The 18,637-nt window shown below is 73.0% G+C and carries 12 protein-coding genes and 1 tRNA gene; 4 read left to right on the forward strand and 9 right to left on the reverse strand.

Annotated features, from left to right (window positions below; translation table 11 throughout):
* The first annotated feature begins 207 nt into the window (after positions 1–207).
* Genes IPG72_09230 through IPG72_09240 form a run of 3 tightly spaced genes read left to right on the forward strand, consistent with a single transcriptional unit; the run spans position 208 to position 8,556 of the window.
* On the forward strand, positions 208–3,678 hold the full coding sequence (locus IPG72_09230) for a hypothetical protein (protein ID MBK6769170.1): 3,471 nt from the start codon (positions 208–210) through the stop codon (positions 3,676–3,678).
* A gap of 46 nt (positions 3,679–3,724) precedes the next feature.
* Positions 3,725–4,375 (forward strand): sigma-70 family RNA polymerase sigma factor, encoded by a 651-nt coding sequence (locus IPG72_09235; GenBank protein MBK6769171.1) that lies wholly within the window; start codon positions 3,725–3,727, stop codon positions 4,373–4,375.
* Positions 4,372–8,556 carry a hypothetical protein gene (locus IPG72_09240; protein ID MBK6769172.1) on the forward strand — a complete coding sequence of 1,395 codons (4,185 nt, stop codon included), beginning with the start codon at positions 4,372–4,374 and terminating at the stop codon, positions 8,554–8,556. Before IPG72_09235 ends, IPG72_09240 begins: the two co-directional genes overlap by 4 nt.
* A 132-nt stretch (positions 8,557–8,688) precedes the next feature.
* On the opposite strand, the gene IPG72_09245 is transcribed toward IPG72_09240, so the two are convergent.
* Positions 8,689–9,597, reverse strand: a complete 909-nt coding sequence (locus IPG72_09245) for an SDR family oxidoreductase (protein ID MBK6769173.1) — start codon at positions 9,595–9,597, stop codon at positions 8,689–8,691.
* A gap of 119 nt (positions 9,598–9,716) precedes the next feature.
* On the opposite strand from IPG72_09245, the gene IPG72_09250 reads away from it, so the two are divergent.
* Entirely contained in the window at positions 9,717–10,607 is an 891-nt protein-coding gene (locus IPG72_09250; GenBank protein MBK6769174.1) for a hypothetical protein, read from the forward strand.
* A 41-nt stretch (positions 10,608–10,648) separates the two neighbouring features.
* Here the strand turns inward: IPG72_09250 and IPG72_09255 are convergent.
* The 8 genes from IPG72_09255 to mrdA all read right to left on the reverse strand — a co-directional run bounded on the left by IPG72_09255 (position 10,649) and on the right by mrdA (position 18,637).
* Positions 10,649–10,725: transfer RNA gene (locus IPG72_09255), tRNA-Asp, on the reverse strand.
* Between the two features lie 149 nt (positions 10,726–10,874).
* Positions 10,875–11,918, reverse strand: a complete 1,044-nt coding sequence (ltaE, locus tag IPG72_09260) for a low-specificity L-threonine aldolase (protein MBK6769175.1) — start codon at positions 11,916–11,918, stop codon at positions 10,875–10,877.
* Positions 11,918–13,387 (reverse strand): glutamate--tRNA ligase, encoded by a 1,470-nt coding sequence (locus tag IPG72_09265; GenBank protein MBK6769176.1) that lies wholly within the window; start codon positions 13,385–13,387, stop codon positions 11,918–11,920. The genes ltaE and IPG72_09265 overlap by 1 nt, the downstream gene beginning before the upstream one ends.
* A gap of 18 nt (positions 13,388–13,405) precedes the next feature.
* The gene (locus IPG72_09270) at positions 13,406–14,551 is read right to left on the reverse strand and encodes a rod shape-determining protein RodA (GenBank protein ID MBK6769177.1); all 1,146 of its coding nucleotides are present in this window, start codon (positions 14,549–14,551) and stop codon (positions 13,406–13,408) included.
* Complete coding sequence (minE, locus tag IPG72_09275) at positions 14,548–14,835, reverse strand: cell division topological specificity factor MinE (protein MBK6769178.1); 288 nt, start codon at positions 14,833–14,835, stop codon at positions 14,548–14,550. The genes IPG72_09270 and minE overlap by 4 nt, the downstream gene beginning before the upstream one ends.
* A gap of 2 nt (positions 14,836–14,837) precedes the next feature.
* Positions 14,838–15,668, reverse strand: coding sequence for a septum site-determining protein MinD (minD, locus tag IPG72_09280; protein ID MBK6769179.1), 831 nt, complete (start codon positions 15,666–15,668; stop codon positions 14,838–14,840).
* 156 nt (positions 15,669–15,824) lie between these two features.
* The gene (locus IPG72_09285; GenBank protein MBK6769180.1) at positions 15,825–16,463 is read right to left on the reverse strand and encodes a septum site-determining protein MinC; all 639 of its coding nucleotides are present in this window, start codon (positions 16,461–16,463) and stop codon (positions 15,825–15,827) included.
* Positions 16,460–18,637 (reverse strand): penicillin-binding protein 2, encoded by a 2,178-nt coding sequence (gene mrdA, locus IPG72_09290; protein MBK6769181.1) that lies wholly within the window; start codon positions 18,635–18,637, stop codon positions 16,460–16,462. Before mrdA ends, IPG72_09285 begins: the two co-directional genes overlap by 4 nt.

Consider the following 18,637-nt stretch of genomic DNA (forward strand, 5'->3'; position numbering starts at 1 on the left):
TCCGCGCGCCCACGACAATCCTCCGCGCACCCACGACAACCCTCCGCGCGCCCCGCAAGACCATCGCCCCTCCGAAATGTCACCGAATCCGTCCCCCCGGGATCATGACCCGTGAACTTGCCCGCGCACGGGCTCTTGGCCGCGCATGGGCTTTTGCCCGCGCACGAGGTCTTGCCTGCGATCGGGCGCACCCACGGGAGAACGACCATGAACCCTCGCTTCACTCCAACGACCGTTCGCCTGCTGCTGATCGCCGCCCTCGTGGCGGTCGCGGCCACGTTGCCCGCCAGCGCCGGGATCGCCGGCGCCGGCGCCACCGGCATCCAACTCCTGAACCTCGGCACCACCACGACGGACGTAGAGGTCCAGTTCCGGCCGCAGGGAGGCGGAGCGGCAACATCGGTCCATCGCTCCGGCGTGGCGTCCGGCAGCGCCGTCAACCTCTATTTACCGATGGAGTCCGGCCTCTCGAACGGTGCCTTCTCGGCCGCGATCCTCGGCGCACCCGAGGTCGCCGCGCTCAGCCGCACGGATTGGGGGTCGTCCGGGGGGGCGGTGCTCGTCGAAGGCGCCGCCGATGACAACGCCGTCTCCATTCCGCTGGCCCTCAGCAACGACGCGTTCGACACGCTCGTGAACGTCCAGAACACGGACACCGCGGCGCCGGCCGCCGTCTCGATCGCGGCCGTACGCAACGGCACGACTGCCGTCGCCGCCACGGTCGACCTCACGATCGCCGCGGGCGCGTCCGCCACGGTGGACCTCGGTCGCCATCCGGCGTTTGCCGCGCTCGGCAACTTCGACGGCGCGCTGCTCGTCACCGCCGACCGTGCCGTCGCCGCCAGCGCGATCGTCGACGGCGAGACGAGCCCGATGGGCGTGGCGGGCTACGCCGCGCCGGGCGTCGATGCGGCGGCCGGACGGCTGCTGCTGCCCTACGTCCCGCTCGAGGCAGTCGATGCCGCCGGTGCGACGTGGCACAGCACGCTGGCCCTGCACAACGTGGGCAGCGTCCATTCCACGATCGAGTTCATACTCATGGGCGTCTCTGGCACGTGCGACCAGAGTGACACCGGCGCGATCAGCACGCTTCAGGTCCCTGCTGGCGGGTCGCTGCACGTCGACGTGACGCCGTCGGCCGCCGGGTTGCCCGCCGGCTGCACCGCCGCCGGCATCGTCCACACGAGCACAGACTCGCATGTGACGGGCGCCGTCCTCACCCGCGCGGTCGCCGCAGCGGGCACCGTGACCGCGCTATCGAGCTACGCCGCGCTACCTGAGAGCGACGCCCGCACGCAGCTACAAGCCGTCCTGATGCGCCGCGAGCACACCGCCGCGACGCTGTCGACGACGCTCTGGCTCCTCAACCCCGGCGCCACGGCGGCCACCGTCACCGTCGAGGTGCGCGATCCATTCGGCACCTCGCTCGCCTGTCCGGCCGGGTGCACCCTTTCCGTCCCTGCAGGCCGCGGCGCGCCCGTGCCGGCCGACTTCGGCAGTGCGATGCCCCCAAACATGTACGGCAGCGCGTTCCTCCAATCGGACAGGCCCATCACCGGCGTCATCGTCGACGCGTCCATGAACGGCGTGCTCGACGCAGCCGCCGCCCCCCTGCTCTCGACGGCCGACATCGGCCGCCACTGGCTGCCCCTCGTCCTGCGCGCCCGCATCGGCCCGCCCCCGCCGACGCGGGCGGCGACCGCCACCTCCGGCCCAGGCACTGCTGTGCCGCCTTCGAACACGCCGACCCCGGCGCCCACCGACGGCCCGGTCCGGTGGCCGCAGCCCAGCGCGGGCAACAGCGCGGGCAGCTTCGCGGCCAGTGGTATCCAGGTTCTCAATCAGACCGCGGCGGCCGAGAACGTGGCCGTGCGCTTCGCGCCGGTTACCGGCGAGGTGCGCACGATCGATCGCGGGTCGGTGGCGCCGGGTGCCGCGTTCAACTTCTACCTCCCGGTACACTCAGAACTGTCCAGTGTTTCTTATGTCGCGTCGGTCGTCAACCCGGCCGGGTTCGGGTCGGTCGGCCGAACGGACTGGTCCGGGGCCGGCGGCTCGATCATGTTCACCTCCGCGCCCGCCGACGATGACATCGCCCTGCCGCTCGGCCTGCGCGCCTCCGAACGGGCCTACATCCGCATCGCCAACCCCGATCCCGCCGCCACCGCAGACGGCACGATCCACTACGGTGCCGCCACGACCACCCTGAGCATTGCCCCCGGCCGCTTCGTGACCGTCGCGGCGCCGGCCGGCGCCGCCATCGCCCGCATCGCCGTCGACCGCCCGGTCGTCGCCTCGGCCCTCGTGTTCGACCTCGCCAGCGATCAGGCGATTTACGACGTCGCCGGCCGCGGCACGGACGATGCCTCGACGGAGCGCTGGATCCCCCGCGCCTACCGCGCCGCACCCCTCGACGACGCGCTGGGCGTCACGCGCTCGAGCCGCTTCGTCATCGCCAACCCCGGCGCAGCGGCCATCGACGTCACCGCGCACGTGCTCGGCTCGACGAGCGCCTGCGCCGGCCAGGCGCTGTCGATCGGTCCGCGGTCCGTCGACGCGGGCGGCGCGCTTGCGATCGACCTCGCCGCGGAGACCACCGTCCCTGCCGGCTGCGCCGGCGCGGTGCGGATCGAAGGCACCGGACCGTTCGTTGCCAACGCCGTCGACCACTACTTGGCCGAGGGTGCGCCGCTCACAGCGGCGGCGGCGCCGGCGGTGGCGGCCGGCGACGGCGGGACGGACCGCTGGCTCCCGATCCTGCGCCTCAACCACACCGGCGCTCGCTTCACGACCGACGTCAGCGTCGTCAACCCGGACAGCCAACCGCACACCGTCACGCTGACGGCGACGGACGGCCAGGGCGGGCCGATCGGCGTCGCCGACGGCAGCGTCGTGCTGCCCCCCGGCGGCGGCCACGTCTTCCGCGGCGCGGTCGTGCTCGGCGCGCTCAACCACGCCTACGGCAGTGGCCGGATCCAGTCCGACGGCCCCGTCATCGTCCGCGTGGATGAGTTCTCGGCCAGCGGCACCTGGGACGCAACGGCCCTGTTGGCCGGCCCGGCCGACGACGGGCACGCCCCGCGGCTGGGCGACGGCATCCTCGTCTGGGCACAGAAGGGTGAAGGGCTTGGGGTCGGCGCCGTCCCCGAACCGACCGCCGTCCCGACGCCCATCCCCGCCCCGCCGCTCACCCTGCTCGCCGCCGCCTTCGTCGACGTCGCGGGCGGCACGGCGGCCGGCTGCGCCAGCTGCGACGGCGTCTACGACGCGGCCGATCGGGTCGCCGCGGCCGCAGCGCCGCTGCCACGGTTGCAGTTCTCGGTCCACGACGCGACCGGCCGGCAGGTGGCCAGCGGACGAAGCCAGCTCATCGACGGCATCCAGATCGCCGGGCTGCAGTTGCCGCAGCGCCTCGCCGACCGTTCCCTCATCGTGAAGCTCGACGGCCTGCCTTCCGGCTGGTCGTACTGCCCGAACGCGCCACTCGAGCGCGCGCTGACGCTCAAGGACTTCGAACTCGGCACGGCGCGGCTGTACTACCACTTCAGCAACGCCTGCGTCCCCGCCGGCGCCCTCGCGCCGATCGTACCCGCCGCGCTGCCGGACCTGCCGCCCGGCTTCGGGCAAGCGCGCATCTTCATCCCCTGGACGGTGCGCGACCGCGATCTCGGACGATGAGTCGAGCCGCGGCACCGCACGACCCGTTGGCGACGCACGCCCCGGCGTGAACGACGCCGCAGCGCCGCTGCCAACCGCCGCGAGCCCGGACGGGTCGTCCGGGCTCGCGGCGCGCGCGCGCGGCGGCGACGAGGCCGCATTCGCCGCCCTCTACCGCGGCTGCGTCGACCGCACATTCCGCTACCTCCGCCTCCGGGTCGGCGACGCGTCGCTGGCCGCCGACCTGACGCAGGACGTCTGGCTGAACGCGCTGAAGGGCATCCGCGACCTCGGCGACCCGGCGCGCTTCGACGCCTGGCTGTTCGCGATCACCCGCAACCGCCTGCGCCGCCACTGGGACGACCGCCGCCGCAACCCGACCGCGGCGTCGATCGATGCCGACGGCGACGCCGCACCGCTCGCGTTCGACGATGCGGCCGCCGGCACCTCCCCAACGATGGACGGATTGGGCGCCTCGGTCGTGGGCGAGGGCGTCGAGGCAATGGCCGGCATCTGGCGCCAGGCCGCGCTCGTCGAAGCCGTCACGGCGCTCTCGGACCGGCAGCGTGAAGTCATCGCCCTGCGCTTTGGCGCCGGGTACAGTGTTCTGGAAACCGCCGACCTCCTCGGGCGCAGCGAGGCGGCCGTGAAGCAGCTGCAGCATCGAGCACTGGTCGAATTGCGCGCGCGGCTCCAAGATAAGGAAATGGCACGATGAGCGATCCACGCCGAGCACGGCCCTCCCCGGACGACGCGTCCCGGCCCGCCGCGCCGTCCGGCCCAGCGGCCACCGACGGCGCGGCCGACCGCTTGGCCGAGGCCATCGCCCGCGCCTCGGCGATGGACGGCGCCGCCGCCGGAGACGACGCGGGCCGTGGTGCGCCATCCGATGCACACCGCGCAGTCCCCGCCCCCGCCCCCGGCCCGGACTTGGCCGAGCTCGTCTCACTCGCCGCAGCCCTGGCCTCGCTGCCCGCACTTCCCGCCGCCCGCCGCACCGCGATCGACCGCGCGCTCGGTCTGCCCGACGCCGCCGGCGCCGCCGGCGCTGCGGTCACCGCGCCCATCCCGATCGGGCCAGCCAGCCAACCGGAGGACGCCGAAGCGGCGCACCGATGGCCGTCTGCGCCAGGCCGACACGGTGGGACCGCCTTGCTCATCGGCATCCTGCTCCTGCTCACCGCCGCCGGACTGCGCGCCGGCCGCGACCGAACCCAAGTGCCGTCGCCGGGCCTCCGGATCGCCGCCACGCCGGTCGCGGGCCCGGCAACACCGGATCCGGCCCCGATCGCCCGGATCGGCACGTCCGTCACAACGGGACGAGCGAACAGCGGCAACGGGACAGCCGACGCGATGGGTTCGTTGCGCGACGGCCGCGACGGACCGGCCGGGGCGTCGATGACGGTCCGCGGCATGGCGGCCGAGCGGACCGAACCGCGACCCGCGCGCGCGGCGCCGTCTCCGACCGCCACGCCGTCAACGCCGACCGAGCCGGCAGGGCCATCCGTCCTGCCCGCGCCGGCGATTCTCGCCGCCCCGCCGGCCACCGACGCCCCGCCCGCGACGCCGCCGCGCCGCGCCACCCACACGGAACCGGCGACGGGATCGCCACCGGCGAGCCCGACGACCGCTCCGGACGCCGGCCTGTGCGCCGGCCCCGCGGCGCCGCAAACGCTCACCGTCCACGTCGTCGACGGCGCGGGCGGCGCGCTGGCGGATGCCGATATCGCCATCGGCCGGGCGCCGGATGGGCCGCTGGACGTCTATGCCGTCACGGGCGTCGACGGCTGCCGCCGTGTCGTCCTTGCGCCGGGCGAACACCACGTTCGTGCGTCGTGGCGGGGCCTCACGCGCTGGTACCCGTCTTCTGCCGACCGCAGCAACGCCGAGCCCGTCGCGATGAAGGACACACCGCAGTCTCTGACCGTGATCCTGGCCACCGACGACGTCGAGCCGGCGCCCGCGGCGATGCGATCGACCCCGCGCCGTGCGGCGACTTCCGGCATCGGCACGTCGCCCGACGCCGACGGCGGCAATGACGCGTCGCCCGACGCCGACGGCGGCAGCGACGCGGCGGCCGACGCGCCAGCCTCCGCGGACGGGCTGCCCGACCGCATCACCCAAACCGGCGGCGCCGTCACGAACGTCGCCTTCGATGCCGCCACCGGCACCGTCTGGGCCATCGTCGGCCCGCGCCTCACGGCGTGGCGGGTGGCGGCGGACGGCTGGGTCGCGCTCGGGCGATCGGATGTCCTGCCGGCCGTGCCCGAGGCACTGGCGATCGGCGACGGGCGCGTCGCGATCGGCTTGATGGGTCGCGGCGGCCCGGCGGAGGTCTGGCTGTTCGACGCCGGCGCGTTCACGCGTCCGATCGTCCGGATCCGCATTCCGCTCCTGAAGAGCGGAGCCGTCAAGATCGGTGCCGTCGCGGTGGGTGGGCAGCTCGTCTGGGCGGTGACCGATCGCGGCGTCTCCATCCTCGATCTCAAGCCGGCCGCGCCGGTCGAGGTAGGCATCGTGGCCACCGACGACGGCCGCTTTCAGGCGATGGACGCCCTCGACTGGCAGGGTGACGTCGTGGTCCTGGGCGAGCGGCGCTACGCCGCCGTCGTCCGCCCATGGGGGCTGTGGTTGATCGACGCCATCGACCCGCGCCGCCCGAGCGTGCGCTCGTCGCCCGCCGCGCATGCGACCCGACCGCGCTGGCCGGCGTTCGCCGTAGATGCGCGCGGGCCAAGCGTCGCCTTCGTCGATGTGACCGACGACGGTCCGGGCCGGCTGACGGTCCTCGACGCCAGCGATCCGGACCGCCCTGTCGTCCGTGCTCACATCGACCTCGCCGACACCACGCCGGCCGCCGAACGTCATTCGCGGCCCGTCCCGATCCGCGACGACCCGCGCGACGGCCGCTCGCGCGGCGCGGCCGCGGCCTGGCGGGCCGACGGCGTGACCGTGCTGTCGGCCGACGCACGTTGGTGGGCGCACGCCGCGCTGCACGACGACGGACCGGCGTGGACCGCGTCGGGCACTGGCGCGCCCTGGGATGCCAGTCGGGCAGTCGTCGCGGTGCTGGACGCAGCCGGCACACCGACCGATCACGCGCCGACCGATCGCGCATCGACCGATCGCGCATCGACGAGCGCGATGCCGATCCCACCGTTCGTTGTCGCCGGCGGCGACGCCGGCCTGCGCGCGCACTTCGACAACGCAACTTCGGTGGTCGCCCCCGACATCGCCCCGCCGCTCTGGCAGACCGTCCTCGGCGCGGACGCCGACACGTTGCTCGGCGCGGCCGGCCGCGCTGGCGTGGCGACGTTTGCCATCGGGAGCGACGACGTCGCGTACCGCGCTGCGACGCGACTGTTCGGCGACGGGGAACCCGGCGATGCGGGATCAGCCGGCGGCGGCCGCGACTGCGGGGCCGTCGTGGCGGTTGCGGCCGACACGTCGGCCCGGTCCGGCGAGACCGGCGGCGGAGCGGTGGCGCTGACCGCGGCGTGCGGGCTCGTGACGCTGGCGATCGAGCCGGACGGTCGGGCACGCGTGCTCGGCCACGTCGATTGGCTTGCGCCGCAGCCGGAGGTCGTCGCACACGCCGTGCCGCTCGTCGTGCGCGACGGCCGAGCGGCCTGGGTCGAGGCCGAGGCCGACGGGCGCGGCGCTTTCGTCGCCGTGGCCGACGTGCGTTCGCGGGCCCAGCCGCGCCGAGCCGGGCGGGTCCGCCCACGCCAAGGCTTCCCGGTCGCGATCGGCGCGGCGCCGGACGCATGGCTCATCATGTCGAGCACGGGGGTCGGCGCGACGCTCGAGGTCTGGCCGGCCGGGCTCGATGCCGCGGCCCCGCGCAACTCCACATCGCTCGCCCGCACGTACCGGACGGTTTCGGCCGATGGCGGCGTCATTCTTCTGTCCCATCCAGCGGAGGGGCCTGGCACGGCCCTCCTCGCGCTCGAGCCGTTCGGCGGCGGCTTGCGCGTTGAACGAAGCGGCTGGGGGTTCGGCGCCGTCGCCCTGGCCGACTCAGCGTTTTCGCGCGGCGACCACGTGCTGGCCAGCGACGGAGCGGCGCTGGCCGCCCTCGACATCCGGCACGGGCTCGCGCCCGTCGGCCAGTCCGTCGCGCTCCCGCACGGCCAGTTGATCGACGCATGGGGGACTTCGCCGCAGCGCGACGACGTCCTCTGGACGCGGGGCGACGCGTACGTGGCGCTCGGCGATGCCGGCGTCCTCCGCATGCCGGGCGAAGCCCTCGGCACGGGACCGACGAACGCACCAGCACCCAACCGTCGCCCGTCGCCGATCTACCTGCCCCGCCTCGGCGCGGAGCGGCCGACCACGCCGCTCCCGGCTGTCGAAGCGTCGGATCACCACATTGTCCTGTTCGACGGTACGACCGCGGCTGCGGCATGGCTGTCGGCCAACGGCGGGCCGGACACGCTGGCCGTCGCCGTCCGCGCCGCGGCCGCCGCCAACGGCCCGTTCGGCCGCCTCACGCTCGCCCGCTGGGACGACTGGGCGGTGCGATGGCCGGCACCTTTCGGCAACGACCACGCGGCGCGCGCCATCGCCCGGTCCGTCGCCAGCGCCCCCGGCCGCGAGCGCCGGGCCGACGCGGCGCTCGCGTTGGCAGCCGACGTCCTCGGCGAAGCGCCGCCCGGCGCCGGACATGCCATCCTCGTGGCCGCCGACGACGTCGCGGCCGATGCCGTTGCCGGCGCCGCGGCGCGCGCACGGGGGCTCGCCGACGGCGGTGCCCGGCTGACGGTCGTGCTGCTCGGCCCGCCGCGGCCGGCGCCGGGGCTGGCGGCGGTGGCCGACGCGGGCGGCGCCGTCGTGCGCTCGGCCGTGGATGCGGCGGCGCTCACGACGGCGATGGGCGCGGCTGCGGTCACACCGTGAGGCCGCAGCGCTTCGGTGGGTTCGATGGGTAAGATGGGTTGAATGACACTGGTTGATTCGGTGGGCGTGTGAACGTCGTCAGAGCGACGCCGAAGCGTCCCGACTGCCGACGGGCCGTCGCATCGTGACCGCTCAGCGAAACGCGCCAGCGTCCGGGGTCTTCCCTGCCGCGACCTCGGCGTAGTATCGCCCCCAGTCCGGACGGCTCCCGTCGATGTCGGTGAAGCCGTACACGTGCATCATCTGCCACGACGACAACGCCTGCCCTGACCAGCGCGCCACGTCGGGATCGGCGGCCAGGGCGGCGACGGCACGGCCGACGTATGCGGGCGACTCGGCCATCGCGAAGTGGGGGTCCGTCGCCGCGCCGGCGCGCCACGTGGCCTCCGTGACGCCGAAGTGATCGAGCATCTCCTCGGAGCGGAGGAAGCCGGGCGTGATCGACAAAGCCGTGCCGCCGAACGGTCGGAGGTCCTCGGCCTGGCCGAGGGCCAGCCGGATGACGGTCGCCTTGGAGAGGTCGTAGAAGAGCGAGCCGCGGTAGCCTGCCTCCTGTCCATCCGTCACCTCGATCACCAGGCCGTGCCCGGATGCGATGAGCAACGGCGCGACGTGCCAGCTCGTGATCAGGTGCGTCTCGATCGCGTTCCGGAACATCTGCAGGCCGCCGGACAGCGGCTGGCGCCAGAACGGCTCGTCGAACACGATCAGCTTCTCGCCGCCCCAGACGTCGTTGACGAGGATGTCGAGCCGTCCGGCGTGGTCCGCGCCGATCCGCTCGGCCAGCGCCTTCACCTGCGCGGCATCCATGTGGTCGACCGCGACCGCGATCCCGACGCCGCCGGCGGCCGTCACGAGTTCGGCGGTGTCCTCGATCGTCTCGGCGCGGTTCAGGGGCGACCGATGCGTGCGCGTCGTGCGCCCGGTGCAGTAGACGGTCGCGCCGGCCGCGCCGAGCTGTACGGCGATGCCTCGCCCTGCACCGCGCGTCGCTCCGGCGACGAGCGCGATTCGACCCTTGAGCGGTGGTTCGAGCGTCATGACGACGGCCTTTCTTTGTCGACCCGTGCGCGGCGGCGGCCATGGGTGCCCGCGGCCGGGGTCGCGGGCGCCCATGGCCGCGGCACGGGCATCGAATCGCGCATGATATACTCGCCGGCATGGACCCGCGGCCGCAACGCACCCCAACCGCACGCGCCCGGACGGTCGTGGCGGTGGCCTGCGCCGCAGCGCTCTCGGCCTGGGCCCTCGCCGGTCACGCGCCGCGCCCGGCGGTCGCGCGAGCGCCCGGGCAGGCGCCCGGACAAACGCTCGCGCCGTCACCTCCACCGCCCGGTCCCGGTCGATCGACGTTCGGCGACGCGCTGGCCGGCCTCGTGAACACGCTCCGCGCCGAACGGGGCGTCGCGGTGCTCCCGCGCGAGCGTGCGCTCGACCGCGCGGCGTCCGCCCAGGCGGCGGCGCTGGCACTTGCCGGCGGCGTGGCAGGCGACGACACGCCAAGCGGCGGTGAAGCGCTGCGCGCCGCGGTGGTGCTGGCCGGCTGGGATGCCCCGCCCGACCTTACGGCGGCCCGCGCGTACGCCGTTCGTCGCAACCTCGAGCAGGCCGCGGACTGGCTGGCGAGCCCCGACAATCCGGACGGCGCGGCGCTCTTCGACGCAGCAGCCACCGCGCTCGGTGCGGCGACGGAGCCGTTGGCGGATGGCCGGGTTGCCTGGGTCGTCGTCGTCGCGGCCGGCGCCCCGCCACCGCCATCCGCCGGCGACGGCAGCCAAACATCCACCATCGCGATGCCCGGCGGCGTCTCCGATCCGTTGGCGCCCGCCGTCCGAACGGAAGCGCCGCCGTTCGCCGTGACCGCGCTGCCCGCTGCCCGTGGGGATGCGTTCGGTCCCGCCCTTCCGGACACCGGCGCCCTGTCGGGCGTCGACCCGCTTGCGGCGTGGACGCCGGCGCTGCAGCGCACCGCGCGCATCGTCATCGCCGTCGTGATCGGCTTGTTCGTTATCACGGCGCTGCGGTTGAGGGGTGCGGATCCGAACGGATGAACGAAAAACCGGGCTGCCGACATGCGACAGCCCGGTTCCGGTGGCGGGAGCGACGGGATTCGAACCCGCGATCTTCGGCTTGACAGGCCGATGTGTTAGGCCTCTACACCACGCCCCCGTGCCCCATCCTGGCCCGCCGTTCGTCCGCCGCATTCCTGCGGCGGCACCTCAGCGGCGGGCGAGGATAGCATCCAGAGCAGGCGCCTGTCAAGCGTGCGGGCGCGTGTCCATCCAAGTCGACGCTCGGCGGCCCGCGGCGGCGGTGCGTCAGCCGAGCAGCTGCCGGAACGCGGCGAGCGCCCGCTCGACATCGTCCGCCGTGACCTCCCAGTGCGTCACGAGCCGGAACCGGTTCCCGCCGACGCCGAAGAACCGCACCCCTTCCCCCGCCATTCGCTCCACCAGCGCGTCAACGTCGATGTCAGCGCGGTCAAGGGCGGCGACGACGATGTTCGTGCGGCCGGCGTCGGGGGCCGGCGTCACGCCGCGGAGCCCCGCGAGGCCCTCGGCCAGGCGGCGGGCGTTCGCGTGGTCGTCGGCCAGGCGGTCGACCATCGTGTCGAGGGCGACGAGGCCGGCGGCGGCCAGCACGCCGGCCTGGCGCATCCCACCGCCGAGCTGCTTGCGCGCCCGCCGCGCGGTGTCGATGAACGCCGCGGTGCCGCACAACACGCTGCCGACGGGCGCAGCGAGCCCCTTGGACAGGCAGAACGTCACGCTGTCGGCGTCCGCGGCCAGCGCGCTGACCGGCACGCCGAGCGCGACGGCGGCGTTGAAGATCCGCGCCCCGTCCAGGTGGACGGCCAAGCCGTGCGCGTCGGCGACGGCCCGGACGGCCCGCATGTAGGCTGCGTCCAGCACGGCGCCGCCGCAGCGATTGTGCGTGTTCTCGAGGCAGATCAGGCGCGTCACCGGGAAGTGGACGTTCGGCGTCCGAATGGCAGCCTCGACTGCCGTTATGTCGAGCGTTCCGTCGGGTCGATTCGGCAACGTGCGGGGCTGGATCCCGCCGAGCGCGGCCATGCCGCCGGCCTCATAGTAGAACGTGTGCGCCTCATCGCCGACGATCGCCTCGTCGCCCCGCCCGCAATGGGCCAACAACGCCGCCAGGTTGCCCATCGTGCCGCTTGGCATGAACAAGCCGGCGGCCTTGCCCATCGTCTCGGCCGCCTGGCGCTCGAGGCGGTTGACGGTCGGGTCCTCGCCGAAGACGTCGTCGCCGACGTCGGCCGCGGCCATCGCGGCCCGCATCGCGGGCGTCGGGCGGGTGAGCGTGTCGCTGCGCAGGTCGACGATGCCGTCCACCGCCATCAGCCCCCCCCGCTTTCGAGGAGGTCCGCCGCCGCCACGAGCCGATCGATGACCTTCGCCTTGCCGACCATGGCCAGCGTTTCGAACAACGGTGGTGCGATCTTCTTGCCCGTCACGGCCACGCGCACCGGCTGGAAGAGCGGCCCGGGCTTCACGCCGAGCTCATCGGATAGGGCGCGCAGCACTTCCTCTAGCTCTTCGGCCGTCCAATGGTCGACGACTGCCAGCGCCTCCGCGGTGCGGCGGAGGTTGGCGGCGACGTCGGCGGGGGTGAGCTTGTTGGGTACGAGGTCGGCCACGTCGGGGGTGACCCTCGTTGCCCAGAAGAAGTCGACCAGCGGCACTGCCTCGACGAGCGTCGTGATCCGCTCCTGGATGAGCGGCACGAGGGCGAGCACCTCGGACGAGGTCGCCTCGATTCCCGCGTCAGCGAGAAACGGCGTCAAACGCGCCGCAAGGTCGTCTGGCGCCAGGCTGCGGATGTAATGGCCGTTCATCCATTGCAGCTTGTCGGGATTCCAGGCGGCCGGCGAGACTTTGATGTCCGCCAGCGCGAAGCGCGCCGCTGCCTCGGCCGGCGTGAAGATCTCCTCGTCGCCGCTGTAGGCCCAACCGAGCAGCGCCAGGTAGTTGAACAACGCCTCCGGCAGGTAGCCGGCGGCGCGGTAGTCCCGCACCTCGGCGCCGCCATGGCGCTTGCTCAGCTTGCCCTTGCCGTCGGGCGCGAGGACGAGCGGCACGTGGCAGTAGACCGGCGGCGTCCAGCCGAACGACTCGTACAGCACGAGGTGGATCGGCGCGCTCGGGATCCACTCGTCGGCGCGCAGGACGTGCGTGATCGCCATCGCCTCGTCGTCGACGACGACGGCCAGGTGGTACGTCGGCCAGCCGTCGCTCTTCAGGACGATCGGGTCGTCCAGCTCGGCCAGGTCGAACGCGATCTCGCCGCGCAGGACGTCGGACAGCGTCCGCGTGCCCGCGAGCGGCATCGCCAGCCGGACGGTATGGCGACCGCCCTCCGCCCGCTTGGCGGCGACCTCGTCCGCGCTCAGGTTGCGGCAGTGCCGATCGTATCGCCCCTTCAGCTTGCCGAGCTCGCGTGCCCGGCGCACCTCGTCCAACCGCTCGGGCGTGCAGAAGCAGCGGTACGCCTTGCCGCCGGCGATCAACGCGTCGACGCGCTCGCGATACCGCTCGATCCGCTCGCTCTGCATGTACGGGCCGAACGCACCGCCCGTGAACGGCCCCTCGTCCGGCGTGATCCCGAGCCAGTCCAGCGCCGCTCGCTGGTCGTCCAACGCCTCGGCCACGAACCGACTGCGGTCCGTGTCCTCGACGCGCCAGACGAACGACCCGCCGTGCGCGCGCGCGAACAGCCAGTTGAAGACCGCGGTGCGGGCGTTGCCGACGTGGAAGAAGCCCGTCGGCGAGGGCGCGATGCGCACGCGGACGGGAGTGGGTGCGGACATGCTGGTCTCCGTTTCAGGTTACGAGAACTCCAACGGCCGCCGGCACATCCGCACGGACTGCACGAGCCCGAGCGCGACCATCGCCGTCAGCAGGCTCGAGCCGCCGTAGGACATGAACGGCAGGCTGAGGCCGGTCGGCGGCACGACCTGCAACACGACGCCGATGTGGATCAGCGCTTGGCCGAAGAGGTACGTTGCGACGCCCGTGCAGATGAGCGCACCGGTGGAGTCGAGGGCGGTCGAGGCGGAGCGCAGGATGCGCAGCACGATGAAGCCGAGGAGGGCGACGGCGACGGCGCTGCCGACGACGCCGAGTTCCTCGGCGATGAGCGCATAGATGGCGTCGGAGTGGAGCACCGGCACGAACCCGCCCTGTGACTGCGAGCCCTGCGCGTAGCCGATGCCGAGCAGCCCGCCGTTGCCGACCGCGATGAGCGCCTGCCGGCTCTGGTAGCCGGGCACGATCATGTCGGCGAAGCGCGCCAGCCAGTGCTCGTAGAGCAGCCCCATCCGGAAGCTGAGCGCGATGAGCGGCCCGGCCGGCAGGACGAGGAGGCCAAGGTGCAGCATCCGCGCTCCGGCCGCGAACGTGATGCCGAGCCAGATCAGCGACAGGACGACGGCCGTCGAGAGGTTGGGCTGCATGAGGATCAGGCCGACGGGCACCGCGATCATGCCGATCGCCCCGAGGAGGACGCGCGGCCGGCGGACATCGTAGCGGCTGTAATAGGCGGAAAGCGCCACGATCATCACGACCTTCATCAGCTCACTCGGCTGGATCGTCAGGATCCCGATCTGAAAGCCCCGCCGCGCGCCGAGTACCGTGACGCCGAAGACGAGGACGAGCCCGAGCGCGGCAACGAACACCCCATAGAGCGGCAGCGCGAACGCCGCCAGCGTGCGGTAGTCGCTGGCGCTGACGAGACCGTACAGTACGAGCCCGAGCGCCGCGAACACGATCTGCTTGTAGACGTAGTCCTCCCACCACACGCTCGTCATCCCGCCGCGCAGCGTCGCGCTGTAGATCATCGCCACGCCGAACGCGACGGCCGCAGCGACGGCGAGCGTCATCAGCCAGTCGAAGGTGCGCAGCTTGCGCCACATCGCCTCCGGCATGGACGCCGTCGCCGGCCGCGGCAGACGCCCGACGAGCGCGCGGTTCACCGGCCGCCCCCTCCCGTCCCGCCGCCCCCGCCACCCGCCCGCCCGAGCGGGATCTCGGCCACCAAGCGCCCGCCCTGCTCCAACTTCACCTCGACGTCGGCGTTCGCGATGTCGACATGGCGCGAGATCACGGCGATGATCTCATCGCGGATCAGCTCGAGCTGCGCCGGCGTCAGGCGCGCGCGGTCGTACTCCAGCACGACCTTCAGCCGCTCCTTGGCCACCCGGCCGGATGCGTCGGACGGAGGTCCCGGACGGCCCATCAAGCGATCAAGAAAGCCCATGGTCACCCTCCGTCCGGTCCGGCTCGGAACAGGTTGCTCAGGCTCTTGAGGAACCCCTTGGCCTCGACTTCGTCCAGCGCCATGAGCGGCACGGTCTCGCCTTCGATGCGGGCCGCGATGTTGTGGAACGCCCGGCCGGCGCGCGACGACGCGTCAAGGGCCACCGGCTCGCCGCGGTTCGTCGCGGCCACGATGCCGGCGTCCTCGGGCACGACGCCCAGGATGTCGACGCGCAGGATGTCGAGAACGTCCGCCGTGGACATCATGTCGCCGCGCGCCACGAGGTCGGGCTTGATCCGGTTCAGAATCAGGACCGGCGCCGGCTTGCCGGCGGCCTCGACGAGGCCGACGATCCGGTCGGCGTCGCGGACGGCGGACACCTCGGGCGTCGTCACCAGGATCACGCGATCGGCCGGCGCAAGCGCGTTGCGGAAGCCCTGCTCGATGCCGGCCGGCGAATCGACGAGGATGTAGTCGACATGCGCGCGCAGGTCCTCGCACACCTGCACCATCTCCTCTTGCGACACGTCGTCCTTGTCGGAGTGCTGATCGGCCGCCAGCATGAGCAGGCCCGGCACGCGCTTGTCGCGGATCAGCGCCCGTTCCGCATCGACGACGCCGCGTACGACGTGCATGAGGTTGTAGACGACGCGGTTCTCGAGGCCCATCACGACGTCGAGGTTGCGCAGCCCGATGTCGGCGTCGATGACCGCCACCGTCCGCCCCCGCCGTGCGAGCGCCACACCGATGTTCGCCGTCGTCGTCGTCTTGCCGACGCCGCCCTTGCCGGACGTGATCGTGAAGACTTGGGCGCGTTGGGACTGTTCGTCCATGGATGGTGGCTCCGGGAGTGGGTTGGGGTCGAGGGGCCCGTGGTGGCCGAGGCAGGGCGGGCACGGGGACCCGCCCGTACATGGATCATGCGGCTTGCAGCGGTATCCTGATCGTCGTCGTCGTCGCCGTCGTCATCGTCGTCGTCGTCGTCGTCGTCATCGCCATCCTTCGACCACGATCCGGCCGTCGACCTCACGCGCCACTTCCGGCACCGGCACACGGTCCGGCTCCTCGGGCGCGCGGGCGAGCGCCGGTCCGATCCGCAGCTGCGTCGGCGCGAGGTCGAGCGCACAGACCATCGCCCCGGCGCTCGTCAACCCGGCCTCGACGGTGCCGCGCAGCCGTCCCCAGACGATGACATGGCCGCCGGCGATGATCTCGGCGCCCGGGTTCACGTCACCCAGGACGATGACCGACCCATCATGGCTGATCCGCTGCCCGCCGCGCAAGGTGCGCTCCACCAGCAGCACGCCTTCGGCGGCGGCCGGGGCGGGCGCTGCCGGCGCCGGCGCGGCGGTCCGCCCGCCGATGGAGACCTCGATGAGCGACATCCCGGCCGCGGCCACCTTTTCCGCCAGACGGGCGACGAGCAACGGATCCAGCGGCCCCGGCTTGACCTCGACCGCGGTCGGCGCGCCGGCGAAGAAGGTCCGGCCGCGCCGCGCCAACTGGGCGTCGAGGCTGGCGAGGATGTCGTCCGGCGCTTCGCGGCTGTCGACGGTGATCGTCACGGTGTTGCCACGGCCCTTGATCGTCACCGGCGGCTTGGGCGGCAGCGGGACTTCCTGGCTCATCGGTCGCCCCCTGAGGGTGGAGCGTCGGCCGCGGTGCCGTCCGCCCGCGGCGCCGACGGCCCTTGGCCGGGCGCTTGGGCATCGGCCTCGGCCGTCGGGCACGGCGGCGAGGTGCACGGCGTCGCTTCCGGGGCGGGCTGCGGGATGCCGAAGTACGTCCGCAACACCTCGGCGGCAATCGGCGCGGCCACCTGCGAGCCCTCGATGATGTGGTCCAGACCGCGGCCGTCGACGAACACGGCCAACGCGATCTCGGGCTTGTCGTATGGGGCGAAGGCGACAAACCAGGCATGGGTCAGCAGGTTGCCGTAGCGGTCGGTCCGTACGGTTGGCTTGCCGTCCTTGCCGGTGAACACGTCGGCGAACTCGGCCGTGCCCGTCTTGCCGGCGATCGCGACCTGCGGCGGCATGCCGGCCCACGAGGCCGTGCCGCCGGGCAGCACCGCCTGTCGCATCCCCTCGCGCACGAGCGCGAGGTGCGCCGGGTCGACGGGCACCTGCCGGATCACTCCGCCCGGCACGCGGCGCGGGTCGTCGCGGCCGTTGACGTCCGCAACGCGCGTCACGAGGTGCGGCCGATAGAGCGTCCCGCCGTTCGCCACCGCGGCCGTCGCGTTCGCCATCTGGAGGGGCGTCGCCAGCGAGTAGCTCTGGCCGATGCCCATGTTGTAGGTCTGGCCGGTGCCCCAGTACTCGTCGTTGTGGGCCGCCAGCCACCGCTTGTCCGGCACGAGCCCCTCGACCTCGCCGACGAGCTCGATGTCCGTCAGCGCACCCAGGCCGAACGCCATGGCGTAGCGGCCAAGCCGGTCGCTCCCAAGGCCCGCCTGGTTCGCCCCACCCTCGTAATAGCCGCCGGCGACCTCGTAGAAGAAGACGTCGCACGATTGGGCCAGCGCGCCGACGACGTTCAGCGACCCGTGCCCGCCGCGATTCCAGCACACGAACTGCTGGCGCGCCGCGGGGTTGTAGGCGTGCGGCAGGTAGATGGCGCCGGGATCGACGATCCGCGTCTGGCCCGTGATCACACCTTCCTGCAGGGCGGCGGAGGCGGTGATGATCTTGTAGGTCGAGCCCGGCGGCTGGCCGGTGATGGCCCGATTGACCAAGGGCAGATCGGGATCGGTCAGCAGCTTGACGAACGCCTCGGGCGAGGCGCCCGTCGAAAACATGTTGTTGTCGAACGTCGGCAGCGTCACCAGTGCCCGTACGGCACCATCCCGCGGGTCGATCGCCACGACGGCGCCGCTCTTCGAGCCCGACTTTCGGAGTCCGCGCGCCAACGCTTCCTCCGCCGCCTGCTGGAACGTCAGGTCGATCGCGAGTTCGAGGTTGTCGCCCGGCACGGGCTCGCGCCGCGTCGTCTCCAGCCGCCGCAGTGGGCGCCCGTGGGCGTCGACGACGACGATCTGCTCCCCTTTCTGGCCACGCAGCACGTCCTCATACTTGGCCTCGATCCCGCTCCGGCCGACGCTGTCGTATACCCGATAGTCCTTGGCGAGGTAGCCGTCGACCTCCTCCTCGGGGATCGCGCCGGTGAAGCCGAGGATGTGGGCCAGCGTCGGACCCGCCGGGTACTCGCGCACGCTCGACTCGGTCACGAGGACGCCGGGCAGATCGCCCTGCCGCTCCATCAACCGAAAAGCGGCATCGCGCGGCACGTTGCGGTCGATCGGAATCGGTTGCCATCCGGCCCAGACGGTCTCGCCTTCGTCGTTGACGGGCATGAGCCGGATGATGCTGCGCGGCGCTGCGAACATCGCCCGCACCGCGTCGTCCTGCGCGCCGCCTTGCGCGTCCCGCGGTCCGGACCGGCCGACGCGCACGCTGGCGGCACGCGGATAGACCGACATGCCGACCCGCTCCGCGACGGTGTTCAGCACGTGCTCGCGGGCCTCGGCGGAAATGTCCGCCAAGGCACCCGGCACGATGGACACCGTGAAGCGCGGGCGGTTGAAGACCACCTGTTCGCCCTTGCTGTCGTAGACCACGCCCCGGTCGGCCTCGATCTCCTGGGCCACGTAGCGGTTGTTGCGTGCGTCCGTGCGCAGCTCGGCGCCGCGGATCACCTGGATCTGCCACTGGCGGCCGAGAAGCGACGCCAGCGCGACGACGACGATCACCCGCAGGCCGATCAAGCGCGTGGAGCGGAGCGGACCCGGAACGCCGGCCAT

Origin of the sequence: Candidatus Avedoeria danica, assembly GCA_016703025.1 — a bacterium.
In the GTDB taxonomy this organism is placed as follows: Bacteria; Chloroflexota; Anaerolineae; order Epilineales; family Epilineaceae; genus Avedoeria; species Avedoeria danica.